Below are 21,457 nucleotides of genomic sequence, written 5' to 3' on the forward strand. Positions count from 1 at the left end.
GGACGCGGTGCACGTCTTGATGGAGCAGGGCTTCACGGTGTTCGGGCAGAAGGTGTCCTGGGCCGAGTTCATCGGCCAGGTCTTCGCGCTGGTCGTGGTGTACCTGGCGCAGAAGCGCTCGCTGTGGACCTGGCCCGTGCAGCTGGTCTCGGTCGCGCTGCTGTTCGTGGTCTACGTGTCCGCGCAGCTCGGCGGCACGGCCGCGCGCCAGGTGGTGATCGCGCTGATCACGCTCTACGGCTGGTGGGCGTGGACGCGCCGGCGCGACCCGGTGTTCGGCGTGGTGGTCCGCAAGGGCACCGCGCGGGAACGCCTCGCCGTGGCGGCGGCCTTCGTCCTCGGCACGGTCGCGTTCGCGCTGCTGCTGGACGCGCTGGACGCCTCGTGGGCGCCGTGGCCGGACGCCGCGATCTTCGTCGGGACCGTGCTCGCCTTCACCCTCCAGGGCCTCGGCCTGGTCGAGTTCTGGCTGGTGTGGCTGGTGGTGGACGCGATCGGCGTGCCGTTGCAGATCCAGTCCGGGCTGTGGTTCAGCGCGCTCGTCTACACGGTCTTCGCCGTCCTGGTGATCCGCGGCTGGATCGACTGGAACCGCGCCGCGAAGCAGACCACCAGGCGCGTCGCCGCCGCCACCGCCTAACGGCCCTCGGCGGCCCTGGCGAGGTCGTCCGCGAGCTGGTCCAGCGACTGGTCGACCGAGTCCGGGTTGTCCAGCACGTGGTGCAGGCTCTCCTGCATCACGCCGGTCAGCTCGTCGTAGTGCGGCGACGGGCGTCGGATCCGGGCGCCGAGCAGGCTGTCCCGCAGCTCGCGCGGCACCAGGTCCGGCTCCTCGTACAGCGCGCGGGAGGTGGGCGCCCACCCGGCGAGCCTGCTCATGCGCCGCTGGTTGTCGTCGCGGGTGATGAACTTGATGAACTCGCGGGCGGTCTTCTGGTTCGCCGAGCACCGCGACACGGCCAGGTTCCACCCGCCCAGCGCGCTGGGCCACGGCAGCGCCACCTTGCCCCACTTGTCGCGCACCTCCGACTCGTCGCCGTCCAGCACCGGCCCGGCGAACGGCCAGTTGCGCATGAACAGCGCCCGACCGGACTGGAACGCCTCCAGCGAGGCCAGCTCGTCGTAGTCGCGGGCTTCGCGCGGGATCCAACCCTGCGCGAAGCCGTCGGCGACGGCACGCACGCCCGCCTTGGTCTCGGCGGCGTCCAGGCGCTCCAGGTCGCCGCCGTGCGCCCAGACCGCCTCGGCCATGTTCACGACCAGGCCCTCGTAGCGCCCGAACTGGCCGACGAAGCCGTCCAGGTCGTGGTGCGGCGCGATCTCGCTCGCCTGCCGCCGCAGCTCCTGCCACGAGGTCGGCGGGTCCACCCGTTCCTCCGCGAGCACGTCCTTGCGGTAGTAGAGCAACCCGGCGTCGCTGCGCCACGGGATCGCCCAGAGCTCGCCCCCGTCCGGCGACCTCGCCGCGTTCACCGACTCCGGCAGCATCCGGCCCACGTCGAACTCGGCCGGGTCCAGCGGCTCCAGGTGCCCCGCCGCGGCGAACGGCGCCGTCCACACCGTGTCCACGGCCATCACGTCGTAGCACTCCGGGCTGCCGCGCACGCCCTTCAGGTCCTGCGACCGCGCGGTCAGCTGGGCCCGGTGCGCGTCGGTGGACGTCGGCATCTCCACGAACTCCACCTGCTCGCGCCTGCTGGCCCGCTCGTTCCAGCGGTCGACCAGCTCGTGCACCTGCCGGTCCGCGGTGGTGTCGCGGCCGTCCACGAACGTGATCGGCCCGACGCCGTCCGCCGCGTCGTCCCGGACCGGGGTCGTGCAGGCCGCCAGGAGCGCCAGGAGCGCCACCAGCGACAGCGGGACACGGATCAAGGTCACCCTCCCCACGCAGCGCGCGCTATGGCGTCCAGGGCGTCTTCCTGGCGCTGAGTGGCCCCGGAGCCGTTCCGGTCGAAGATCCCCTGGCACTGCCCTCCGTGGGCCAGCGCGGCCTCGTAGAGAGGCGCTGAGGCCGCGCACGCGCCCTCCGTGAACCCGACGGCCACCACCCGGACGGGACCGCCGGCGGTCTTGGGGATCGACGGGACCTGCGTCGCCGACACCAGCACCACGACGTGCGCGTGCTGCGCGGCGCCCGCTTCGAACACGCCCTCTGTCAACGGCAGCGTCACCACCCGGTCACGCGGACCGGCCAACGTCCGGACCCGGGACGCGAACAGGTCCGCCGCCGCCGAGCCGTCACCGGCCACCCCGATCACCCGCGGCCTGCTCGCCGCCTCCCACGCCTCCCGGACCTCCCTCGGGTCGAGCTGGGGTGACAGCGCCTGCGGTCGGTCCGGCCGCACGCCCGAACCCGGTCGCGCGATCACGTTCCAGGCCAGGTCGCGGAACCCCGCGCGCTTGAACTGGTCCTGCGCGGAGGGGGACCGCAGGTGCTCCAGCAGCCGCTGCACGATCCGCTGCCGCCGCGGGTTCGGCCGTTGCGGCCGGGCGACCTCCACGAACGGGTGGTCCAGCACCAGCGCGCCGTCGCGGGGGTAGAGCACCCGGCAGCCCTCGGTGCGCGCCACCGCCTGCTCCGACCCGACCAGCGCCACGTCGCCCACGCACGGCGCGTCGGTGCTCGTGCGCCGGGTGATGTCGTGCAGCACCCGCGCCGCGCGGTGCGAGTCCAGGTCCGGGCCGAGCTCCGCCTGCGCCAACGCGGACGCCGCCAGGAGGCCGACGCCCGAGGTCGTGTCCACCGCCGCGGGCCGCGCCACGTGCCGCCACTCGAACTCGTCGTCCGGCGCGATCTGCCCGGCCAGCTCCTCCGACGCGCCCAGCACCACCGGCGACAGCGCCACCCCCGCCCGGACGTGCAGCTCCACGTCCGAGCGCCGGCTCAGGGCGTCCTCGATCGCCCGCACCTCGGCGGTGCTGTCCGGCAGCCACACGTGCGGCTCGGGGCCCTCCGCCGTCAGGTCGCCCGGCTGCCAGCCGCGTCCCAGCGCCTCGGCCGCGCCCTGGTCGGACGACTTGCCCGTGAACACCAGGACGTTGAACTCCTTGCAGCCCGCGGAGTCGTTCTCCAGCTCCAGCGCGAGCGAGCGGACCACCGCCTCCTTCTCGGCCGACACCAGCACGTTCAACTGGACCGGGGGAGGGCAGGGCGGCACGACGGGCGGCCGCGCGCCGAAGGCGTCCACCGCGCCCGCCCCGACCAGCAGCACGGTCAGCCCGAGCCGAGCCCACGGCGGCTTGGGGCGTCGGCGCGGCGCCTTCTTCGGCTTCGGCGCGGGGGCGGGCGCGGCGCGGTCCGGCACGTGCAGCCACGCGCGCCCGTGGACCTCCTTGACGTCCACGCTCACGCGGCGGAACGACTCCGGGTCCAGCGCCGGGTCGGGCCGCACCACGTCGTCGTAGAACCGGTCGGAGACGATCAGCGCGAACACCGCGGTCGAGCCGTCCAGCGCCTCCCGCAGCGGCTTGGAGTCGAGCAGCCGGAACGCCAGCGTCACCTCGTCGCCGACCACGCCGTGCTCGTCGTGCTGCACCTCGCCCGCCGTGATCGCCATCCGCAGCCGCATGCGGGCGTCCTCGTTGCGGGTCGCGTTGTACCGGCGCAGCTCGCCGAGCAACGCGTGCGGCACGCCGTCCACCACCCGGCTCTTGGGCACGTCGGGCGGCACGAGCACGAACACGCCGTCGCCGCGGTCCTCGTGGTGGGTCGCCGACCAGTCCAGCCCGTTGTCGTCGAACGCCGCCTCCAGCGCCGCGTACAGCCCGCGCCTGATCTCCTCCTGCGGCACGCGCAACCGCCGACCGAACGCGGACACGTCGACGACCACGACCGTGCGGTGCAACGCGTGCTGCGGCTGCGTCCCCACCCCGACCCCTCGTTGGAACGCCGGATTGTGGGGGCAAGTCTATGGGGCGGATCACATCCCGCAGCGGCAAAGCGGATAGTTCCGCTGGTCGGCCGCACTACTGCGGACACGCCTCGGGGGCGGCCGCGTCACCACGCGTGCCGCCCCCGAGGGTGACGATCAGGCCAGACCGGCGTCCGACGTGGACGGGCCCGCCGCGCTCACGTCGTCGATCTTGTACTTCCGGGCCGCCTGCACGACCAGCGACTGCTGGATCTCGCCGCGCTTGGCCAACGCCGCCAGCGTGGCCACCACGATCGACTCCGTGTCGACCAGGAAGTGCCGCCGCGCCGCCGGCCGGGTGTCGGAGAAGCCGAACCCGTCGGTGCCCAGCGTGGTCATGTCGGTCGGCACGTACGGCCGGATCAGGTCCGGCACCGCGCTCATCCAGTCCGACACCGCCACCACGGGACCCGCCGCGTCCGCCAGCGCCTGCGTGACGTACGGCACGCGGGGCTCCTGGTCGGGGTGCAGCAGGTTGTGCCGGTCGACCTCGACCGCCTCGCGCCGCAGCTCCGAGTACGACGTCGCCGACCACACGTCGGCCTGCACGCCCCACTCGTCGGCGAGCACCTGCTGCGCCTTGACCGCCCACGGCATGGCCACGCCCGAGGCCAGCAGCTGGGCCCGCGGCCCGGCCTGCGCCGGCGCCACCTGGTACCGGTACAGGCCCTTGAGCAGGCCGTCCACGTCCAGGCCCTCGGGCTCGGCCGGCTGCTGGTACGGCTCGTTGTAGACGGTCATGTAGTAGAAGATGTTCTCGGCGTTCTCGCCGTACATCCGCCGCAGGCCGTCCTTGACGATGTGCGCCACCTCGAACGACCACGCCGGGTCGTACGCCACCACGGCCGGGTTGGTGTGCGCCAGCAGCAACGAGTGCCCGTCGGCGTGCTGGAGCCCCTCGCCGGTCAGCGTGGTGCGACCGGCCGTGGCGCCGAGCACGAAACCGCGCGCCATCTGGTCCGCCGCCGCCCACAGGCCGTCACCGGTCCGCTGGAACCCGAACATCGAGTAGAAGATGTAGATCGGGATCATCGGCTCGCCGTGCGTGGCGTAGGACGTGCCCGCCGCGGTGAACGACGAGGTCGAACCGGCCTCGTTGATGCCCTCGTGCAGGATCTGGCCCTGCTCGCTCTCCTTGTACGCCAGCATCAGCTGGGCGTCCACGGAGGTGTACATCTGCCCGTTCGGGTTGTAGATCTTCTGCGCCGGGAACATCGAGTCCATGCCGAACGTGCGCGCCTCGTCCGGGATGATCGGCACGATCCGGCCGCCGATCTCCGGGTCCTTGGCCAGGTCGCGGACCAGCCGGACGAACGCCATCGTGGTGGCGACCTCCTGCTTGCCCGAGCCCCGCTTGATCACGTCGTAGACCTTGTCGCCGGGCAGCACCAGCGCCTTGGACTTGGTCCGCCGCTCCGGCACGAACCCGCCGAGCTGCTTGCGCCGCTCCAGCAGGTACTGGATCTCCGGGGAGTCCTTGCCGGGGTGGTAGTACGGCGGCAGGTACGGGTCCAGGTCCTTGTCCTCGATCGGGATGCGCAGGCTGTCCCGGAAGAGCTTCAGGTCCTCGTGGGTCATCTTCTTCATCTGGTGCGTGGCGTTGCGCGCCGCGAAGTGCGGGCCCAGGCCGTAGCCCTTGATGGTCTTGGCGAGGATGACCGTCGGCTGGCCGTGGTGCTCCACCGCCGCCTTGTACGCCGCGTAGACCTTGCGGTAGTCGTGCCCGCCGCGCTTGAGGTTCCACACCTCGTCGTCGGACATCGGCGCGACCAGCTCCTTCGTGCGCGGGTCGCGCCCGAAGAAGTGCTCCTTGACGTAGGCGCCGTCGTTGGCCTTGTACGTCTGGTAGTCGCCGTCCGGCGTGGTGTTCATCAGGTTGACCAGCGCGCCGTCGCGGTCGGCGTGCAGCAGCGAGTCCCACTCGCGGCCCCAGATGACCTTGATGACGTTCCAGCCCGCGCCGCGGAAGAACGCCTCCAGCTCCTGGATGATCTTGCCGTTGCCGCGGACCGGGCCGTCGAGGCGCTGCAGGTTGCAGTTCACCACGAAGGTCAGGTTGTCCAGCTGCTCGTTCGCCGCGACCTGCAGCAGGCCGCGCGACTCCGGCTCGTCCATCTCGCCGTCGCCGAGGAACGCCCACACGTGCTGGTCGGACGTGTCCTTGATACCGCGGTCGCGCAGGTAGCGGTTGAACCGCGCCTGGTAGATCGCGTTCATCGGGCCGAGGCCCATGGACACGGTGGGGAACTCCCAGAAGTCCGGCATCAGCCGCGGGTGCGGGTACGACGGCAGGCCGCCGCCCGGTCCCGCGTGCGAGAACTCCTGGCGGAAGCCGTCGAGCTGCTCGGCGGACAGCCGGCCCTCGAGGAACGCGCGGGCGTACACGCCGGGAGAGGCGTGGCCCTGCACGAACACGTGGTCACCGCCGCCGGGGTGGTCCTTGCCCCGGAAGAAGTGGTTGAAGCCGACCTCGTAGAGGCTGGCCGACGACGCGTAGGTCGAGATGTGACCGCCGACGCCGACGCCGGGGCGCTGCGCGCGGTGCACGGTCATCGCCGCGTTCCACCGGATCCAGGCCCGGTAGCGGCGCTCCACCTCCTCGTCGCCGGGGAACCACGGCTCGCGCTCGGTGGGAATGGTGTTCACGTAATCCGTGCTGGTCAGCGACGGGACGCCGACGTGGCTCTCCCTGGCCCGCTCGAGCAGCCGCAGCATCAGGTAGCGGGCGCGCTGCTGCCCGCCGCCCTTGAGCGCGGCGTCGAACGACTCCAGCCACTCCGCGGTCTCCTCCGGGTCGATGTCGGGGAGGTGGGCGGCCAGACCGTCACGGATGACGCGTACCCGCTCGGGGGGGTTCTGCGGGGCCAAGGGATCTCCTCGTTCCGGGGTCTTCTCAACTCCATCGTCGCCCGACAGTCACGGTCCCGTCACCTCTACCGGTGAGTAACTCTGGATCGTTTCTCTCGCGCGCGCGAATAGGAGGTGTGCAGAGCCTGCCTCATGCCGTCCGGGCACCTCACTCGGGGGTACCCGATGCGGCGTGTCTTGGCCCTTACGGTTGCGCGTGGTGGGGCTGACAGTGTTCGCTAGCCGCGACTGGTAGTGACATCGCGGCAGTCGTACCCCGACTGCCGCTCTTGTGTACTTGGAGGAGTGGAAGCCGTGGTCGCCGCGGAAGACGCCGGCAAGATCGGTGTCGCCGACAGGCTCGGGATCGAACCGGGCAGCGTGGTCCAGGAGATCGGCTGGGACGAGGACGTCGACGACGACCTCCGTGCCGCGATCGAGGAGCGGGTGGGCGGTGATCTGCTCGATGAGGACTCCGACGAGGTCATGGACGTGGTCCTGCTGTGGTGGCGCGAGGAGGACGGCGACCTCGCCGACGCCTTGATCAACGCCACCACCGCCCTGTCCGACGACGGCGTGATCTGGGTGCTGACGCCCAAGACAGGCCGGTCCGGTCACGTCGAGCCGAGTGACATCGCCGAGGCCGTGTCCACCGCGGGGCTCGCCCAGACCTCCAACATCCCGGCGAGCGGCGACTGGTCCGCGATCAGGCTCGTCGCGCCGAAGTCGGCCAAGACGAAGCGCTGACCGCGACCAGGCACGCCGACCGCCGGACATGCCCTAGGCTCGACGGCGGGCTCCCCGATCGGGTGGAGCCCGTTCTTCGGGTTGCACGGTTCCAGTGGAGGGTTGCATGGTCGAGGTCGGCGCGCAGGCACCTGACTTCACGCTCAACGACTACAACAAGCAGCCCGTGACGCTGTCCTCGTTCCGAGGTGAGCGCAACGTGCTGCTGGTGTTCTACCCGTTCGCGTTCAGCGGAATCTGCACCGGCGAGCTGTGCCAGGTGCGCGACGAGCTGGCCGCGTACGAGGACGAGAACGTGCAGGTCATCGGTGTGTCGGTGGACACACCGTTCAGCTTGAAGGCGTGGGCGGCCCAGGAGGGCTACCAGTTCCCGCTGCTGTCGGACTTCTGGCCGCACGGGCAGGTGGCCCAGGCGTACGGCGTGTTCAACGAGCAGGCGGGTCTGGCGAACCGCGGCACGTTCCTCATCGACACCGCCGGCGTGGTCCGCTACGCCGAGGTGAACGCCCCCGGTGAGCCGCGCGACCAGGAGGCGTGGAAGAAGGCCGTGGCAGCCTTGTCCTGATACCGTCCGGCGCCGGTCGCGGAGCCGGCCGGCGCTTCGGGGGCGCGTAGCTCAGCGGAAGAGCACTCGGTTTACACCCGAGCGGTCGCAGGTTCGAATCCTGCCGCGCCCACTGTGCTAGTGCGGGGGTGCAACCCCCGCGCCCCGCCCGGCGGGCTCCGCCCCCGGACCCCCGCCGGGTCTGTCGCCCCTGGCCCCCACGTTGGCGGGCGGCGCTTCAGCGCTTCGCGCCTTCGCTTCGCCCGGCAAGCCTCCGGTGGTCAGATTGCGCGCTTCGGGTCCCTGTCCAGCCAGACGACGTGCACCTGTCGTACTCCGGCCGACTTCGAGCTGATCTCGAACAGGGTCCGTGCGTGTTCCGGGCTTTGGGAACCGAGGTGGAAGTCCCCCTCCACCGAGTTCACCTCGACCCGGGCCTCGTAGGCCAAGCCGTAGCCCGCGACGCGCAACTCTTCCGCGTCGCCGTACTCCTCGACCATGGCGAACAGTCGCGGGGCTTCACCAGCCGCCAATTCGTACATCAACTCGTTCACGCGGTCTTCCTCTCTAGAGCCTCGATGCGGGCGGCCAGGTCGTCGCCGACCATCAGCGCGTTGCCCGCCTCTTCAGGAGTGATCAGCCAGGTCGCCGCTGTGTCACCGAGGGCGCTCGGTGGCACGGGCATGGGGGTCCCCGGATCGAGCACTCGTGCGTGATCGCTCAGCACTACCGATGGCATCGGCGGCCGAACGAGGAAGTAGGCGAGTGGCATGTTCGGGAAGGCCAGCGCCGGCGTCGGCTTGGCGGCGAACCAGGAGTTGTCCGCCAGCGCCACCAAGAGCGACTCGGCCACCATGAACGCGCCCAGGCGTGGGCCGGTCACGGCGAGGACGTTGGGCACGTGCAGACCGGGTGCCGACCACCACTCCCGCACCAGGGTGGCGTCCGTGGTCGCCTCTTCGGTCGGCCTGAGGCAAGGATCGGTGACGGGGCGTTCGTCCGCCGGGTGGGCGAAGTGCCCGTCGTGCCAGATCGCTCCGGGTATGACGGGCCACCCGAAAGCTGCATAATTCAGCGCAGCTTGCATTGTGGATGACTGCGCGTCCTGATCACTGAACATGGTTCTCCTTCGGGTGAGTCGACCGGGCTTCCCTTGACGCAACGGATGCCTCGTCGCCAAGCGAATCGCAATGAACGTCGGGCGAACAGCGCACGAGGCGTGCATTGACCGCGCATTGACCGCGCGTCGACTCTGGACTCTGCGAAATTGCCGTCCGCTACGGTGGAGGCGGCATCTCTCGGAGGTCGGCTGATGGCAGCGAAACGAACACGCTTCGCCAGGACGCGACGCGCGGCGGGTTACACCCAAGAAGGCCTGGCCGAAGCACTGGGCGTCGACTCGTCCACGGTCCGGCGCTGGGAATCCGGCGACAGCGAGCCGCTGCCTCATGTGCGGCCGAAGCTCGTGGAAGTGCTGGACGTGTCGTCGAGCGAGCTGGCGGACCTGCTGGACGCAGACGCCCCGGTCGTTGCCTCCACCCCGGCGGTCCTGAGCTTCGACATCGACCAGGGTGAGCCCACGCTCATGAACGTGCTCGATCGCACTCGGCTGCTGGTCGACCACACGCTCTCCACCGGCTTGGCGTCGGTTGCGCGACTCGATCTGATCGAGGAACGGGTGGCGGGGCACGTCACGACCTACACCCGCACACCTCCGGTCCTGGTGCTGCACGCAGTGGTGCCGGATCTGGTCGAGGTCCAGTCGCTGGCGGCCGAGCGACAGCCGGCAGGAGTGCAGGCTCGGCTGTCCGAGGCCACCGCGGCCCTCGGACTCCTGAGCGCCGATGCCCTGATGAAGCTCGGGGAGATCGGCCGCGCTCGCTACTGGTACGGCACCGCCCGACTTGCCGCCGACGACACGGCGAATCCCCGGCTTCAGGCACAGGTGCGTGCGCAGGAAGCCATGTTGCCGTACTACTACGGTCGGCTGGAACAGACCGTAGTTCTCGCTCAGGCGGCGCAGGCATTCCTGCCACGCACGATTTGCAGCGCTGTCGCCCTGGCCGCCGCAGCCGAAGGCCGGGCGCTGGCTCGTCTCGGCAACCGTGAAGGTGCAGAGCGCGCGATGCGTCGTGCGCAGCAGGTGGTCGAGCAGCTCGATGAGCCGACGACGGATGCGGCATTCCAGTTCAACGACAAGCGTCTGCTGCTCTACTTGTCCGGCACGCTCACGTACCTGGGTGAGATCATCCGTGCTCGCCACGTCCAAGCCCAGGCATTGGATCGGTACCGCGCGGATCCGGCCATAGCCATCGACCCGGCATTGATCCGGCTCGACCAGGCGGTCGGTGAAGCCGGCCGCGGTGACGCCGAAGGTGCCTGCGAGCTGGCCGTGACCACCCTGCAGCAGATGCCGAGCGAGCACCGCACCCGCATCGTGCTCACACGTGCCCTGGACGTCGTCGCCGCCATCCCAGCGGCCGAGCAGCAGCGGCCGGCAGCGCGGAAGCTGCGCGAACTGGTCACGGCACAGGAGAGCACCATCTGATGGCGCTCGCCGGTCACCGTCTTCCCCGGCTCACCGAAGCCACCTTCACACCCGAGCGCACCCGGTTGGTCCTTGAAGCCGTCTGCGCACGAGTGGGGCTCGATGCCACTGGTGCCGAGCTTCTCCGACACCAGACGAACGCCGTGTTCCGACTCGTCACCGAGCCGGTGATCGTCAAGGTGGCGCGACCGGACATCCGGCACACAGCAGAGGTCGTGTCGCTGGTCGAGTGGGTGATCGACCACGGTGTGCCTTCGGTGCAGCTGCTGCCTTGGATCACACAGCCGCTCGACGTGGCTGGGTGCGGCGTGACCTTGTGGCGCTACCTGCCACCGACCCGTCAGATTGCGGCTGGTGACATCGCGGGTCCGCTTCGGGCCCTGCACGAGGTGTCGCTCCCACCGCTGCCGCTACCGGAACTCGATGCGCTCGGCGCCATCCACAGGTCGATTCAGGCGAGCACGATCATCTCGGCGCACGAGCGCGGCATCCTGTTGCGACGCTGGGGGCACTTGGTCGATGCGGTGCCGAGGCTTCGCTTCGACGGCCCACCCCGCCTGATCCACGGCGACCCGCAGCATCGGAACACGCTGTGGGACGAGGTGAACGACCAGGCGGTGCTATGTGACTGGGACAGCGCGGCGATCGGACCGGTGGAGTGGGACCTGGTGACCATCGAGGTGCACTGCCGGCGCTTTGGCTTCCCCGAGCGGGAGTACGAGGCCTTCTGCGCCCGCTACGGGCGTGACATCCGGGTCTGGGACGGGTTCGCCGTCCTGCGCGACCTGCGCGAGCTGCGGATGGTGGCGACCAATGCCCGGAAGTCGGCCGTCGAGTCGTCGCAAGCGGCTGAGGTGCACCGGCGGATCGCGGCATTGGAGACGGGCGAAAACTTGCGATGGTCGATCTTGTAGGTGCTGCACCGTATGCGGTTGCTGCCCGTCAGGACCCTGCGTTGCCGGGCGATCAGCAGTGGAAACGGTGGTCTCGATCTCACATGGGGAAGACGACGGGCTCGATACGTCAACCGTTCTTTCTGCTCTTTCGACGGCGTCCCCGCTCGGCGATACGTCCATGGGTGTTCCAGCGGTCAGCGTGTCGACTGCATCCATGAGGTTGTTTCCGCTATGTTCGAGCGATGGCAGTTGTGCGTAAAATCGATGTGCTCGCCGCCGTCATGGTCCTGGACGCACATGGTGGAGGAGCGTCTTTGCGGCATACGTCAGGGCGGGGTGTCTACTTCCTTCGCGACGAAGACAGGCGTTATCCGTTGAGCGGTGTGATGGCAACGGCCATCGCGCATGCAGAAGGGATGCGTGGTCGTGACCTGGCACTGGTCTCGTTCGGGTCGTACCCCAAAAGCGGATTGAACGCTGTCAAGACTCTGCAGGACCTGGATTTCGAGATCGACTATCGCCATCCGGACAACGACATGCTCTTCCTCCAGGAAAGATACTGTCGCATGTTGGCCGGCAGCCCGCCCCGGCCGGACCACGTGCACCCCGGGCCGCGTGTGTTCGGTGGATTCCCGATGCTGATGGAAGCGGATCATCGGTGGTCGAAGACGTTTCGGTCGATCCGTCAGCTCTCCCGGCGGGAGTCGCTGAGCCGGTCAGCTATCTGTCGACCACTAAGCGGATGTCGAGGGATACGACGGTGAGTAGATATGTGAAGGAGTTGTACGATCACGAGCGTCTGGAAATCAAGGGTAAGGGTTACTCCGAAGGGGCGCACATCCGCCCTCTGGGGGGAGGGCATCATGGGACGGATGTGATCTCGAATGTGCTCTGTCTCTGCCCTAACTGTCACACTCTTTTTGATGGCGGCGCCCTGATCGTAGATGATCGGTGGAATGTGTGGAGAAACGGCGTTCGTCGGGAGAGGTTGATTGTGGTCGACGGGCATCGTCCCGACCCCGAGCAGCTTGCTTACCATCGTGATGTGATTGGCTAGCGGTACTAGGGCGGTAGCTTCAACGAAAGTGCCTGTCACAGTGCGCACCCTGCTGTCGACCACCACCGGTGAGCCCGCCCGCCAAGTCCGTCAGCTGGCCCACCGAGCCGGAGTACTCGCATGACCGAACGTGTCCTGTACCTGTTGGTCTGCGGGGCGGGCCCGGCCGATCGCATCGACGTCGCCATCGACCTCGCCCGGAACAGGGGCTGGTCGGTCCACTGCGTCGCCACGCCCGCCGCGGTTGAGCACTTTCTCGACCTGGACAAGGTCGAACACCTCACCGGCCACCCCGTCCGGACCGGTTACCAGCGCCAAGGGCAGTCGGCGCTACCTCGTGCCGATGCGGTCGTCGTCGCGCCCGCCACCTACAACACGATCAACAAGTGGGCGGCCGGTATCGCCGACACCTACGTGCTGACGCAGCTCGCCGAACTCACCGGACTCGGCGTGCCGATCGCCGTCCTGCCTTTCGTCAACACCGCCCTCGCCGCCAACCCCGTCCTCCACCGCAGCATCGACGCGTTGCGGTCGTCCGGCGTGAAGGTGCTGTTCGGCGAAGGTGGTTTCCGACCGCACCCACCGAGGACCGGCGGCAGTGTGATGGCCGACTATCCGTGGCGCCTGGCGCTCGACGCGGTCGATTAGTTGATCGCCGGCATTGCCGAGGGCGTTCACAAACATGTTCATTCGTTGGGGTGTTCGTCGGTCAGGCGTAAGTGCTGCTCGGTTGTTCGGTGACGGTCGGGGCCGACAGGTCGGTTTCGGTGCGTTCGAGGGTCATGAGCACGTCGCCGACGGAGAGGTGGCCGGGACGGAGGACGGCGTGCTTGGCGCCGAAGGCGACGCCGTCGGCCCGGCGGCGGTAGGTGGCGAGGGTGCGCAGTGGTTCCGGGCCGGACTTGGTGCCGGTTGGTTGGTCGACCGTGGTGACGACGCAGCGGATCGCGGGTTTCGCGTAGCCCAGTTCGGCGTCGCCCGCGGTCAGGCGGAGGGTGTGGTCTTCCTCGTGGGCGTCCCAGCCGTCGACCACGATGTTCGGGCGGAAGCGGCTCATCGGCACCGGTTGGCCCCCGTGGGCGGTGATCCGGGTGTTCAGGTCGCGCAGTGAGGCCGTCGACATCAGGTGGATCGGGCAGCTGTCGGCGTAGGCGGACGTGCCCGGGGTCAGGCCGTCGGTGACGCGGTGGTGTTCGGGTGGGGCGAGCACCAGCCTGCTCGGCTTGCCCAGCACGGCGGTGAGCCAGGTGGCGACGTCCTCGCCCTGGTCGATCCCGGTGTACGGCCGGCCGAACAGGGTGACCGGCCGCCGTGGCGCGGTCGAGTCGACCGGCACCCGGATCGTGCCCGCGCCGGGTGCGGAGAGGGTGAGGTGCTCGGCGTCGACGGCCGGGTGGATGGTGGCCAGCAGTGGGTCGCGGCGTTGGGACCGGTAGGTGCCGGTGAGGTCGGTGACGAGGAAGCGGCGGTCGTGGCCGAGGCCCGCACGGCCCAGCGCGGCGGTCGGCACGCTGAGCCCGGCGCAGCCCTTCACCGGGTAGTGGTACAGCGCGGAGATCGTCGCCATGGCGGCAACGCTAGCCGCAACGCCGGGCAACACGATTGCCGAATGTTGTCCAGCGCCTGCGGTTTCGGCAATGATTCGATATGGATCGCATCGACCGGGCAATAATCGAGCAGCTCCGTTCCGACGCCCGGCTCACGAACGCCGAACTGGCCGACCGGGTGGGCCTGACCCCGGCGCCCTGCCTGCGCCGGGTGCGCCGCCTCGAACAGGACGGCGTCATCACCGGCTACCACGCCCGCGTCGACCCGGTCCGGACCGGCCGGGCGTTCGAGGTGATCGTCAACGTCGACCTCGTCGTCAAGGACCGGGCCACCGTCGCCAGGTTCGAGGAAGTGGTCGCGGGCTTCCCCGAGGTGGTCGAGTTCCGCCGGATGTTCGGCCTGCCCGACTACTTCCTCCGGGTCGCGACCGCGGACCTGGAGTCGTTCGAGCGCTTCGTCACCGACCGGCTGGAGGACGCGCCCGGCATCGGTCGCGTCGACTCCCACCTGAGCATGAAGACCGTCAAGCACGAGCCGTGACGCGGTCAGTCGGTGTGCCAGCGACCTTCGCGCAGCCGGTAGGTGCGGCCCCCGACGGTGGTCTCGAACGCGATCCAGCGGTCCATCGGGATCGGTGCGGTGAGCAGTTGTTCGCGCTCGTGGTCGGCGCAGGGGATCAGCCGGGACTGCTTGAGCTCGTCGGTCCGGGCGAACTCCGGGATCTGGGCGAAGCGGGTGGTGACGGTGGTGACGTCCAGGGTCCGGTCGAGCGGGATCGGGCCGTAGCCGCCGACGTCGTTGGTGCGGAACGCGACCGTGGTGCCAGCCCGTCTCGCCGCGGCGGCGGGCCAGCGCAGGGCGAGGTGGCCGAACCGGGTGCTGCCGCCCAGCGCGGCGGCCAGTCGGCGTTCCAGGGCGGTCAGCAGGGTGCGGTCGTCAACGCTGTTCACGGCGGTCGGAACTCCTTTTCGGCGGCGGAGGTGCAATAACCGTGACCCCTGGACGGGTGGAATGGTGAAGTCGATCGGCGAGCGGCAAGGGGTCTGAGTTCAGCGGCGGGACCGCCCGGTGCGGGCGATGAGGTGCGAAGATGCACGCTGAGGTGCGGCATTGGGCGTATTGGGTGGTGCCATCGGAAAGCAAGTCACTCGATGGTGTGATTATCGTTTTGCGACGGTGGTCGTGTGCTGAAGATTTCCTGAAGTCGTCCTTTCTCGCGAATGGTTCGACTGATCGGGCCGGCGGCTCGTACGACCGTTCGGCGCACCGACGTGCCGCTTGCCCCGGGTAGGCCGGATGGCCCATTAGGGGCTGCTCACCGGATCCCCCTATGTGGCATCCCCCTATGCCGGGGCGGGTCGAAGACGTAACTTCTTCGCATGTCGCCCAGGGCCGTCACCGCGGTGGTCGGTGTTGCGTTCTTCCTGGCCGGGTTGCTGATCATGCTGCTGCCCCTGTCCACCGACTCGCCGTCCGGGTTCTCCGTCTCCTGCGGCAACAGCGTGGGCCTCGGGTTCGACCGCGTCGCGGTCGAGGCGGAGGGCGCGGCGTTCCTCGAGATCTGCGGCCGGCTGCGTCTGGAGCGGTTGGCCTGGGCCGCTCCCGTCTGCGTGTTGGGTGCGTTGCTGGTGGTCGGGAGCGTCGTGGTGCGCCGCCGGTCGTCGGCTTAGCTACCTGCGAGTAGCTTCTAGTGCATGACGTGGATGGTTTACGGCGCTTACGGGTTCACCGGCACGCTGGTCGCGGAACTGGCCGTGCGACGCGGGTTGCGGCCGGTGCTGGCCGGGCGTGACGCGGCGAAGGTGCGGCCCCTCGCCGAACGGCTGGGGCTGGAGCACCGGGTCTTCGACCTCCGGGACGCGGCGCGAGCGCTCCGGGACGTGGACGCGGTCGCCCACTGCGCCGGGCCGTTCTCGTCCACCTCAAGGCCGATGGTGGACGCCTGCCTGGAGTCCGGGACGCACTACGTCGACATCACCGGCGAGATCGACGTGTTCGAGGCCGTCAGCCGGCGTGACGAGGAGGCGAAGCGCGCCGGCGTGGTGCTGCTTCCCGGCGCCGGGTTCGACGTCGTCCCCACCGACTGCCTCGCCGCGATGCTGCACGACGCCCTGCCCACGGCCACGCACCTGGACCTCGCGTTCGTGGTCCAGGGCGGCGCCAGCACGGGCACGGCGCTGACCGCCGTCGAAGGCTCGGGCGGTGGGGGACGGGCGCGGGTGGACGGCGAGATCCGCGGCGTCCGGCTCGGCCACCGTCGACGCACGGCGCACTTCCGCGACCGGCCGAGGGAGGTCGGCGCCATCCCGTGGGGCGACGTGAGCACGGCCTACCGGTCCACCGGCATCCCGAACGTCACGACGTTCACCACGATCCCGGGCGTGCTGGGCAAGCTCCAGCCGCTCACCGCGCCGCTGCTGCGCACCGACCTGGCCCAACGGCTCGGCCGGGCGCTGGCCGGGCGCATCGGCGGCCCGAGCGCCGCGACCAGGGCCAAGACCCGCTGCGAGGTGTTCGGCGAGGTCTGGGACGACGAGGGCCACCGGGTCCGCGCCGCGCTCACCGGGCCGAACGCCTACGACCTCACCGCCGACTCGGTGGTCCGAGCCGTGCAACGCCTCGCCGGCACGACCCCCGGCGCGCACACGCCGTCCAGCGCGTTCGGCTCCGACTACGTCCGAGCGCTGGACGGCGTGGTGGTCAGCGAGCCGACAACAGTGAGGTGATCTCCTGCGCCGCGCTGCCCGCCTCGAGCAGGTGGCGCAGGTTCTCCGGCAGCACGTCGCCGCGCTTCTGCACGGCCTGCGCGTACAGCCGCCCGGCGCGGTAGGACGAGCGGACCAGGGGACCGGCCATGACACCGGAGAACCCGATGCCCTCGGCGGTCTCCTTGTGCGTCACGAACTCCTCCGGCTTCACCCACCGCTCCACGGGGTGGTGCCGGGGCGAGGGCCGCAGGTACTGCGTGATGGTGATGATCTCGCAGCCCGCGTCGTACAGGTCGCTCAACGCCTCGGTGACCTCGTCCGGCGTCTCGCCCATGCCCAGGATCAGGTTGGACTTCGTCACCAGGCCGGCCTCGCGGGCCGCGGTGATGACCTCCAGCGACCGCTCGTAGCGGAACGCGGGCCGGATGCGCTTGAAGATCCGCGGCACGGTCTCCAGGTTGTGCGCCAGCACCTCGGGCCGCGACGAGAACACCTCGGCCAGCTGCTCGGGCACCGCGTTGAAGTCCGGGATCAGCAGCTCGACGCCGGTGCCCGGGTTCAGCTCGTGGATCTGGCGGACGGTCTCCGCGTACAGCCACGCGCCGCCGTCGGCCAGGTCGTCACGCGCCACGCCGGTCACGGTCGAGTAGCGCAGCCCCATGGCCTGCACCGACTCCGCCACCCGCCGCGGTTCGTCGCGGTCCAGGTCGGCGGGCTTGCCGGTGTCGATCTGGCAGAAGTCGCAGCGACGGGTGCACTGCTCGCCACCGATCAGGAAGGTGGCCTCCCGGTCTTCCCAGCACTCGTAGATGTTGGGACAACCGGCCTCTTCGCACACCGTGTGCAGGCCCTCGCGTTTGACCAGGCCCTTGAGCTCCCGGTACTCGGGGCCCATCTTCGCCTTGGTCTTGATCCACGAGGGCTTCTTCTCGATGGGCGTTTGGCTGTTGCGGACTTCCAGCCGCAGCAGCTTCCGACCTTCAGGTACGACGGTCACGACTTCAACCCTACGTCACGAGGGGTCGGGCGCGACGCCCGTGAGCTCGGCCGTCAGGTCCCACAAGCGGCTCGCCGCGAGGTCGTCACGGGCGGCCGTCGTCGACCCCGCCGGCGCCGGGTGGCCGCGCATCCCCCGGAACCCGTCCGGCCCGTAGTAGCCGCCCGGTTCGACGTCCGGCGACGTCGCCGCGTAGAGCTGCGGCAACGCCCCCACCTCGACCGATTGCGAGAAGAAGTCGCTGATCTTGGCGCCGAGGCCGAGCAGCGCGTTGCCCTGGGCCCGCGCCATGTTGGCGCTCAGCTCGGTCGCGGTGACGCCGGGGTGGGCCGCGACGGACGTCACGTCCAGGCCCGCCGCGCGGGTGCGCCGGTCCAGCTCCCTCATGAACAGCAGGTTCGCCAGCTTGGACTGCCCGTAGGCGCCCCACGACGTGTACCGGCGCACCTCGTAGTTCGGGTCGGCCAGGTCGAGCCGGCCCGCCTGGTGGGCCAGGCTGGACACGGTGACCACGCGCGCGCCCGGCCGCGTGCGCAACGCGGGCATCAGCAGCCACGTGAGCGCGGCGTGGCCGAGGTGGTTGGTGCCGAACTGGCGCTCGAAGCCGTCGGCGGTGCGCCCCAGCGGCACCGCCATCACGCCCGCGTTGTTGACCAGCACGTCCAGCGCGTCACCGGTGCGCTCGCGCACCAGCGCCGCGGCCGAGCGGACCGAGGACAGGTCGGCCAGGTCCAGCGGCACCAGCTCGGCCTTGCCGCCGCCGGCGAGCACGCGCTCCAGCGCGCGTTGCCCGCGTTCGGGGGACCGGCAGGCCAGCAGGACGTGCGCGCCCTTGCCCGCCAGCACCTCGGCGGTGCGCAGGCCGAGGCCCGAGTTGGCCCCGGTGACCAGCGCGGTGCGCCCGCCCTGGTCCGGGATGTCCGCGGTGTCCCACTTCCGGGCGTTCCACTTCGGCATGCTCAACACCTACCAGGCGCTCAGGCGCTCTTGGCAAGCCTGCGGTGCCTGCCCGCCACGACGGCCGGTCGGGTGCGGAGCAGGCCCGCGAACGCCGCGCCGACGCGGGCGATCTCCGCGCTCGGCTCGGACAGCTCCGCCAAGCCCGCCGTCAGGGCCAGCATCCGCTGCTCCCGCTCGACGGCCTCGGCGGACGTCAGGTGCGCGTCAAGCACCGCGCGCAGCACCGGCTGCTCGGCGGCCAGCGCGCGCCACGTGCGGGCCACGGTCTCGACGCGGTCGTCGTCGCTGTCCTCCAGCGCCGCGCCGAGCCGTCCGGTGAGCTGCTGCATCCAGCGGTAGTGCAACGCCAGGAGCAGGTCTTCCTCGGTGGCGAACAGGTCGCGGTCGAACGTCAGGGGTGCCGCGGGATCCCCCGCCGCGGCGCGGAGCACGGCGTCCAGAGCGTCGCGCCGCCGGTAGAAGTCGGACCAACTCATGATCACGCCCTCCTCTCGTGGTGACCGGCGTCATACCTCAGGTCTGTGGCATACCGTCGGTATGGCCGATGAGGCGAACATACCACGAGTACGTACCGCCGGTATGTCGTACGGTTGTGAACGTGGTGACAGTGCGGTCGAGGCGGTTGGACTACTCGGAGTCGACGAGGCAGGCCCTCGTGGACAGTGCCGTCGAGCTGTTCACCAAACGCGGGTACGCGGGCACTTCGCTGGACGAGGTGGCGAAGCGGGCCCGCCTCACCAAGGGCGCGCTCTACCACCACTTCAGCGGCAAGCAGGCGTTGTTCGAGGCCGCCTTCGACTCGGTGGAGACCAAGTTCATCGAGAAGCTCGGCGAGATCGTCAGCGCGCCCGGCGACCCGTGGGAGACCGCCATCGCGGGCCTGCGCGCGTACGTCCGGGTCTGCCTGGAGCCCGCCTACCAGCGCATCGTGATCCACGAGGCGCCGGTGGTGATGGGCTGGGAGCGCTGGCGGGAGGCCGAGGAGCACTTCAGCTACGGCCTGCTGCGCTCCACGATCGAGGTCTTGGTCACGTCCGGCGAGCTGGAGCAGCTCCCCGTGGAGACCATGAGCCGCCTGCTGTTCGGCGCCCTCTCGGCGGGCGCCAGCACCATCGCCGGCGCGTCGGACCCGCGCAAGGCCAGCGCCGAGGTGGAACGCACCATCGTTCGCGTCGTCGAAGGGCTGCGCGTCCGGGACGTGCCCGCGCCCGTCGCGGTCGAGGAGAAGCGATCACGGTCACGTCGCCGGTGAAGACGCTCGGATCGCGGGCCTCCCGCGCGGCCGACTAGCGTCGGCGGGGTGGAACTCCGCATCTTCACCGAGCCCCAGCAAGGGGCGTCCTACGACCAGCTGCTGGCGGTGGCGCGCACCGCCGAGGCCGCTGGCTACGGCGCGTTCTTCCGCTCCGACCACTACCTCAAGATGGGCGGCGTCGACGGCCTGCCCGGCCCGACGGACGCCTGGATCACGCTCGCCGGCCTCGCCCGCGACACCGAGACGATCCGACTGGGCACGCTGGTGACCGCCGCCACCTTCCGCCACCCCGGCCCGCTGGCCATCTCCGTGGCGCAGGTGGACCAGATGTCCGGCGGCCGGGTCGAGTTCGGCCTCGGGGCGGGCTGGTTCGAGGCCGAGCACACCGCGTACGGCCTGCCGTTCCCCGCCACCCGCGAGCGCTTCGAGCGGTACGAGGAGCAGCTGGAGATCATCACCGGCCTCTGGAACACGCCCGCCGGCCAGACCTACGACTTCGACGGCAAGCACTACACCCTGGCCGACTCGCCCGCGCTGCCCAAGCCCGTGGGCCGGATCCCGGTGGTGGTCGGCGGCACGGGCCGCAAGCGCACGCCCGCGCTCGCGGCGAAGTTCGCCGACGAGTTCAACCTGCCGTTCCAGCCCATGGACAGCGCCGTCGAGGTGCTGGCGCGCGTGGACGCGGCGTGCGCCGAGATCGGCCGCGACCCGGCGGAGATCACCCGTTCCGCGGCCCTGGTGGTGTGCGTGGGGCGTGACGACGCCGAGGTCGCCCGCCGGGCCGCCGTCATCGGCCGCGAGGTCGACGAACTGCGGCAGAACGGCCTGGCCGGCACGCCGGACGAGGTCGTCGACAAGCTCGGCTCGTGGCGCGAGAAGACCGGCATCAGCCGGGCCTACCTCCAGGTCCTCGACCTGGCCGACCTCGACCACGTGGAGCTGATCGCGGAGGCCGTCGCGCCTCAGCTGCGCAGCTGACCGGCGACGTCCGAAGCGGCGGTGAGCAGGACGAGCACGGGCACGACGGCGGCCGGCCGCAGCCGGTAGCTCCCGCGCTTGTCCTGCTCCACCACGCCGGACGCCGTCAACGCCTTCAAGTGGTGGTACAGCTGGCCGGTCGACCCCAGCCCGGCCGCCTCCTGCAACGCCGTCGCGGGTCGGTCGCCCCGGGCGAGCAGGGCGCGCACGATCTCCACCCGCGCCGGGTGCGCCAACGCCGACAGCACCTCGATCCGGGGCCGGTCGGGCAACGACAGCGCGCGCTCCGGCGTCACTTCCATCCGCCACGAGACCTGGCCGTCGCCCACCGCGACCTGCCCGCCGTAGCCGAACTCGCCGCCGTCCTCGTCCGACGACGGGAGCGCCTGCCGCGCGCCGCCCTCCAACGCGGCCACGCGTTGCTCCAGCTCGGCAAGTCGCTGCACCAAGTCCATCGCGGT

24 protein-coding genes and 1 tRNA gene are annotated in these 21,457 nt (G+C 70.3%); 14 read left to right on the plus strand and 11 right to left on the minus strand.

Annotation, left to right across the window (positions count from 1 at the left end; translation table 11 throughout):
- Positions 1 to 7 precede the first annotated feature (7 nt).
- Complete coding sequence (pnuC, locus tag ACZ7GX_RS06415; protein ID WP_498773527.1) at positions 8 to 640, plus strand: nicotinamide riboside transporter PnuC; 633 nt, start codon at positions 8 to 10, stop codon at positions 638 to 640.
- On the opposite strand, the gene ACZ7GX_RS06420 is transcribed toward pnuC, so the two are convergent.
- The 3 genes from ACZ7GX_RS06420 to aceE form a co-directional block, all read right to left on the minus strand.
- The gene (locus ACZ7GX_RS06420) at positions 637 to 1,872 is read right to left on the minus strand and encodes an extracellular solute-binding protein (RefSeq protein ID WP_498773529.1); all 1,236 of its coding nucleotides are present in this window, start codon (positions 1,870 to 1,872) and stop codon (positions 637 to 639) included. The genes pnuC and ACZ7GX_RS06420 overlap by 4 nt on opposite strands.
- A gap of 2 nt (positions 1,873 to 1,874) precedes the next feature.
- Complete coding sequence (locus ACZ7GX_RS06425) at positions 1,875 to 3,869, minus strand: substrate-binding domain-containing protein (protein WP_498773531.1); 1,995 nt, start codon at positions 3,867 to 3,869, stop codon at positions 1,875 to 1,877.
- 159 nt (positions 3,870 to 4,028) lie between these two features.
- Positions 4,029 to 6,779, minus strand: a complete 2,751-nt coding sequence (gene aceE, locus ACZ7GX_RS06430) for a pyruvate dehydrogenase (acetyl-transferring), homodimeric type (RefSeq protein WP_498773533.1) — start codon at positions 6,777 to 6,779, stop codon at positions 4,029 to 4,031.
- 294 nt (positions 6,780 to 7,073) lie between these two features.
- Between aceE and ACZ7GX_RS06435 the strand changes: the two genes are divergently transcribed.
- The 3 genes from ACZ7GX_RS06435 to ACZ7GX_RS06445 all read left to right on the plus strand — a co-directional run bounded on the left by ACZ7GX_RS06435 (position 7,074) and on the right by ACZ7GX_RS06445 (position 8,182).
- Positions 7,074 to 7,505 carry a DUF3052 domain-containing protein gene (locus ACZ7GX_RS06435; protein WP_498773535.1) on the plus strand — a complete coding sequence of 144 codons (432 nt, stop codon included), beginning with the start codon at positions 7,074 to 7,076 and terminating at the stop codon, positions 7,503 to 7,505.
- A 106-nt stretch (positions 7,506 to 7,611) separates the two neighbouring features.
- Complete coding sequence (locus tag ACZ7GX_RS06440; RefSeq protein ID WP_387488623.1) at positions 7,612 to 8,070, plus strand: peroxiredoxin; 459 nt, start codon at positions 7,612 to 7,614, stop codon at positions 8,068 to 8,070.
- Between the two features lie 40 nt (positions 8,071 to 8,110).
- Positions 8,111 to 8,182, plus strand: a tRNA-Val gene (locus tag ACZ7GX_RS06445).
- 148 nt (positions 8,183 to 8,330) lie between these two features.
- Here ACZ7GX_RS06445 and ACZ7GX_RS06450 read toward each other — a convergent pair.
- Both ACZ7GX_RS06450 and ACZ7GX_RS06455 read right to left on the minus strand, forming a co-directional pair.
- Positions 8,331 to 8,603, minus strand: coding sequence for a hypothetical protein (locus ACZ7GX_RS06450; RefSeq protein WP_498773537.1), 273 nt, complete (start codon positions 8,601 to 8,603; stop codon positions 8,331 to 8,333).
- Positions 8,600 to 9,169, minus strand: a complete 570-nt coding sequence (locus ACZ7GX_RS06455; RefSeq protein WP_498773539.1) for a bifunctional DNA primase/polymerase — start codon at positions 9,167 to 9,169, stop codon at positions 8,600 to 8,602. The genes ACZ7GX_RS06450 and ACZ7GX_RS06455 overlap by 4 nt, the downstream gene beginning before the upstream one ends.
- 192 nt (positions 9,170 to 9,361) lie before the next feature.
- On the opposite strand from ACZ7GX_RS06455, the gene ACZ7GX_RS06460 reads away from it, so the two are divergent.
- From ACZ7GX_RS06460 to ACZ7GX_RS06480, 5 genes are all read left to right on the plus strand, one after another.
- A complete protein-coding gene (locus ACZ7GX_RS06460) occupies positions 9,362 to 10,597 on the plus strand; it encodes a helix-turn-helix domain-containing protein (RefSeq protein WP_498773542.1) in 1,236 nt (411 codons plus the stop codon).
- A complete protein-coding gene (locus tag ACZ7GX_RS06465) occupies positions 10,597 to 11,511 on the plus strand; it encodes a phosphotransferase (RefSeq protein ID WP_498773544.1) in 915 nt (304 codons plus the stop codon). Before ACZ7GX_RS06460 ends, ACZ7GX_RS06465 begins: the two co-directional genes overlap by 1 nt.
- A gap of 224 nt (positions 11,512 to 11,735) precedes the next feature.
- Positions 11,736 to 12,257, plus strand: coding sequence for a hypothetical protein (locus tag ACZ7GX_RS06470; RefSeq protein ID WP_498774098.1), 522 nt, complete (start codon positions 11,736 to 11,738; stop codon positions 12,255 to 12,257).
- Complete coding sequence (locus ACZ7GX_RS06475) at positions 12,236 to 12,550, plus strand: HNH endonuclease (protein ID WP_498774079.1); 315 nt, start codon at positions 12,236 to 12,238, stop codon at positions 12,548 to 12,550. Before ACZ7GX_RS06470 ends, ACZ7GX_RS06475 begins: the two co-directional genes overlap by 22 nt.
- Before the next feature lie 144 nt (positions 12,551 to 12,694).
- Positions 12,695 to 13,198: a flavoprotein gene (locus ACZ7GX_RS06480; RefSeq protein WP_498773546.1), complete on the plus strand. Its 504-nt coding sequence runs from the start codon at positions 12,695 to 12,697 to the stop codon at positions 13,196 to 13,198.
- A gap of 61 nt (positions 13,199 to 13,259) precedes the next feature.
- On the opposite strand, the gene ACZ7GX_RS06485 is transcribed toward ACZ7GX_RS06480, so the two are convergent.
- Positions 13,260 to 14,117, minus strand: coding sequence for an MOSC domain-containing protein (locus ACZ7GX_RS06485; RefSeq protein WP_498773548.1), 858 nt, complete (start codon positions 14,115 to 14,117; stop codon positions 13,260 to 13,262).
- Between the two features lie 80 nt (positions 14,118 to 14,197).
- Between ACZ7GX_RS06485 and ACZ7GX_RS06490 the strand changes: the two genes are divergently transcribed.
- Positions 14,198 to 14,638 carry an Lrp/AsnC family transcriptional regulator gene (locus ACZ7GX_RS06490; protein WP_498773550.1) on the plus strand — a complete coding sequence of 147 codons (441 nt, stop codon included), beginning with the start codon at positions 14,198 to 14,200 and terminating at the stop codon, positions 14,636 to 14,638.
- A gap of 5 nt (positions 14,639 to 14,643) precedes the next feature.
- Here the strand turns inward: ACZ7GX_RS06490 and ACZ7GX_RS06495 are convergent, their stop codons facing one another.
- On the minus strand, positions 14,644 to 15,048 hold the full coding sequence (locus ACZ7GX_RS06495) for a TIGR04141 family sporadically distributed protein (RefSeq protein WP_498773552.1): 405 nt from the start codon (positions 15,046 to 15,048) through the stop codon (positions 14,644 to 14,646).
- Positions 15,049 to 15,477: 429 nt separating this feature from the next.
- Between ACZ7GX_RS06495 and ACZ7GX_RS06500 the strand changes: the two genes are divergently transcribed.
- Positions 15,478 to 15,768: a hypothetical protein gene (locus ACZ7GX_RS06500; RefSeq protein ID WP_498773554.1), complete on the plus strand. Its 291-nt coding sequence runs from the start codon at positions 15,478 to 15,480 to the stop codon at positions 15,766 to 15,768.
- Between the two features lie 24 nt (positions 15,769 to 15,792).
- On the plus strand, positions 15,793 to 16,824 hold the full coding sequence (locus tag ACZ7GX_RS06505; protein WP_498773556.1) for a saccharopine dehydrogenase family protein: 1,032 nt from the start codon (positions 15,793 to 15,795) through the stop codon (positions 16,822 to 16,824).
- Here the strand turns inward: ACZ7GX_RS06505 and lipA are convergent.
- Genes lipA through ACZ7GX_RS06520 form a run of 3 tightly spaced genes read right to left on the minus strand, consistent with a single transcriptional unit; the run spans position 16,799 to position 19,239 of the window.
- The gene (gene lipA / locus ACZ7GX_RS06510; protein WP_498773558.1) at positions 16,799 to 17,803 is read right to left on the minus strand and encodes a lipoyl synthase; all 1,005 of its coding nucleotides are present in this window, start codon (positions 17,801 to 17,803) and stop codon (positions 16,799 to 16,801) included. The two genes, ACZ7GX_RS06505 and lipA, sit on opposite strands and share 26 nt — an antisense overlap.
- Positions 17,804 to 17,818: 15 nt before the next feature.
- Complete coding sequence (locus ACZ7GX_RS06515) at positions 17,819 to 18,760, minus strand: oxidoreductase (RefSeq protein ID WP_498773560.1); 942 nt, start codon at positions 18,758 to 18,760, stop codon at positions 17,819 to 17,821.
- A 20-nt stretch (positions 18,761 to 18,780) separates the two neighbouring features.
- Positions 18,781 to 19,239 (minus strand): hypothetical protein, encoded by a 459-nt coding sequence (locus ACZ7GX_RS06520; RefSeq protein WP_498773562.1) that lies wholly within the window; start codon positions 19,237 to 19,239, stop codon positions 18,781 to 18,783.
- 131 nt (positions 19,240 to 19,370) lie between these two features.
- Between ACZ7GX_RS06520 and ACZ7GX_RS06525 the strand changes: the two genes are divergently transcribed.
- Complete coding sequence (locus tag ACZ7GX_RS06525) at positions 19,371 to 20,015, plus strand: TetR/AcrR family transcriptional regulator (protein ID WP_498774081.1); 645 nt, start codon at positions 19,371 to 19,373, stop codon at positions 20,013 to 20,015.
- A gap of 48 nt (positions 20,016 to 20,063) precedes the next feature.
- Positions 20,064 to 20,996, plus strand: coding sequence for an LLM class F420-dependent oxidoreductase (locus ACZ7GX_RS06530; protein ID WP_498773563.1), 933 nt, complete (start codon positions 20,064 to 20,066; stop codon positions 20,994 to 20,996).
- On the opposite strand, the gene ACZ7GX_RS06535 is transcribed toward ACZ7GX_RS06530, so the two are convergent.
- Positions 20,981 to 21,451, minus strand: a complete 471-nt coding sequence (locus tag ACZ7GX_RS06535) for an ArsR/SmtB family transcription factor (RefSeq protein WP_498773565.1) — start codon at positions 21,449 to 21,451, stop codon at positions 20,981 to 20,983. The genes ACZ7GX_RS06530 and ACZ7GX_RS06535 overlap by 16 nt on opposite strands.
- Positions 21,452 to 21,457 lie beyond the last annotated feature (6 nt).

This window comes from Actinosynnema sp. NPDC037264, from assembly GCF_055603705.1.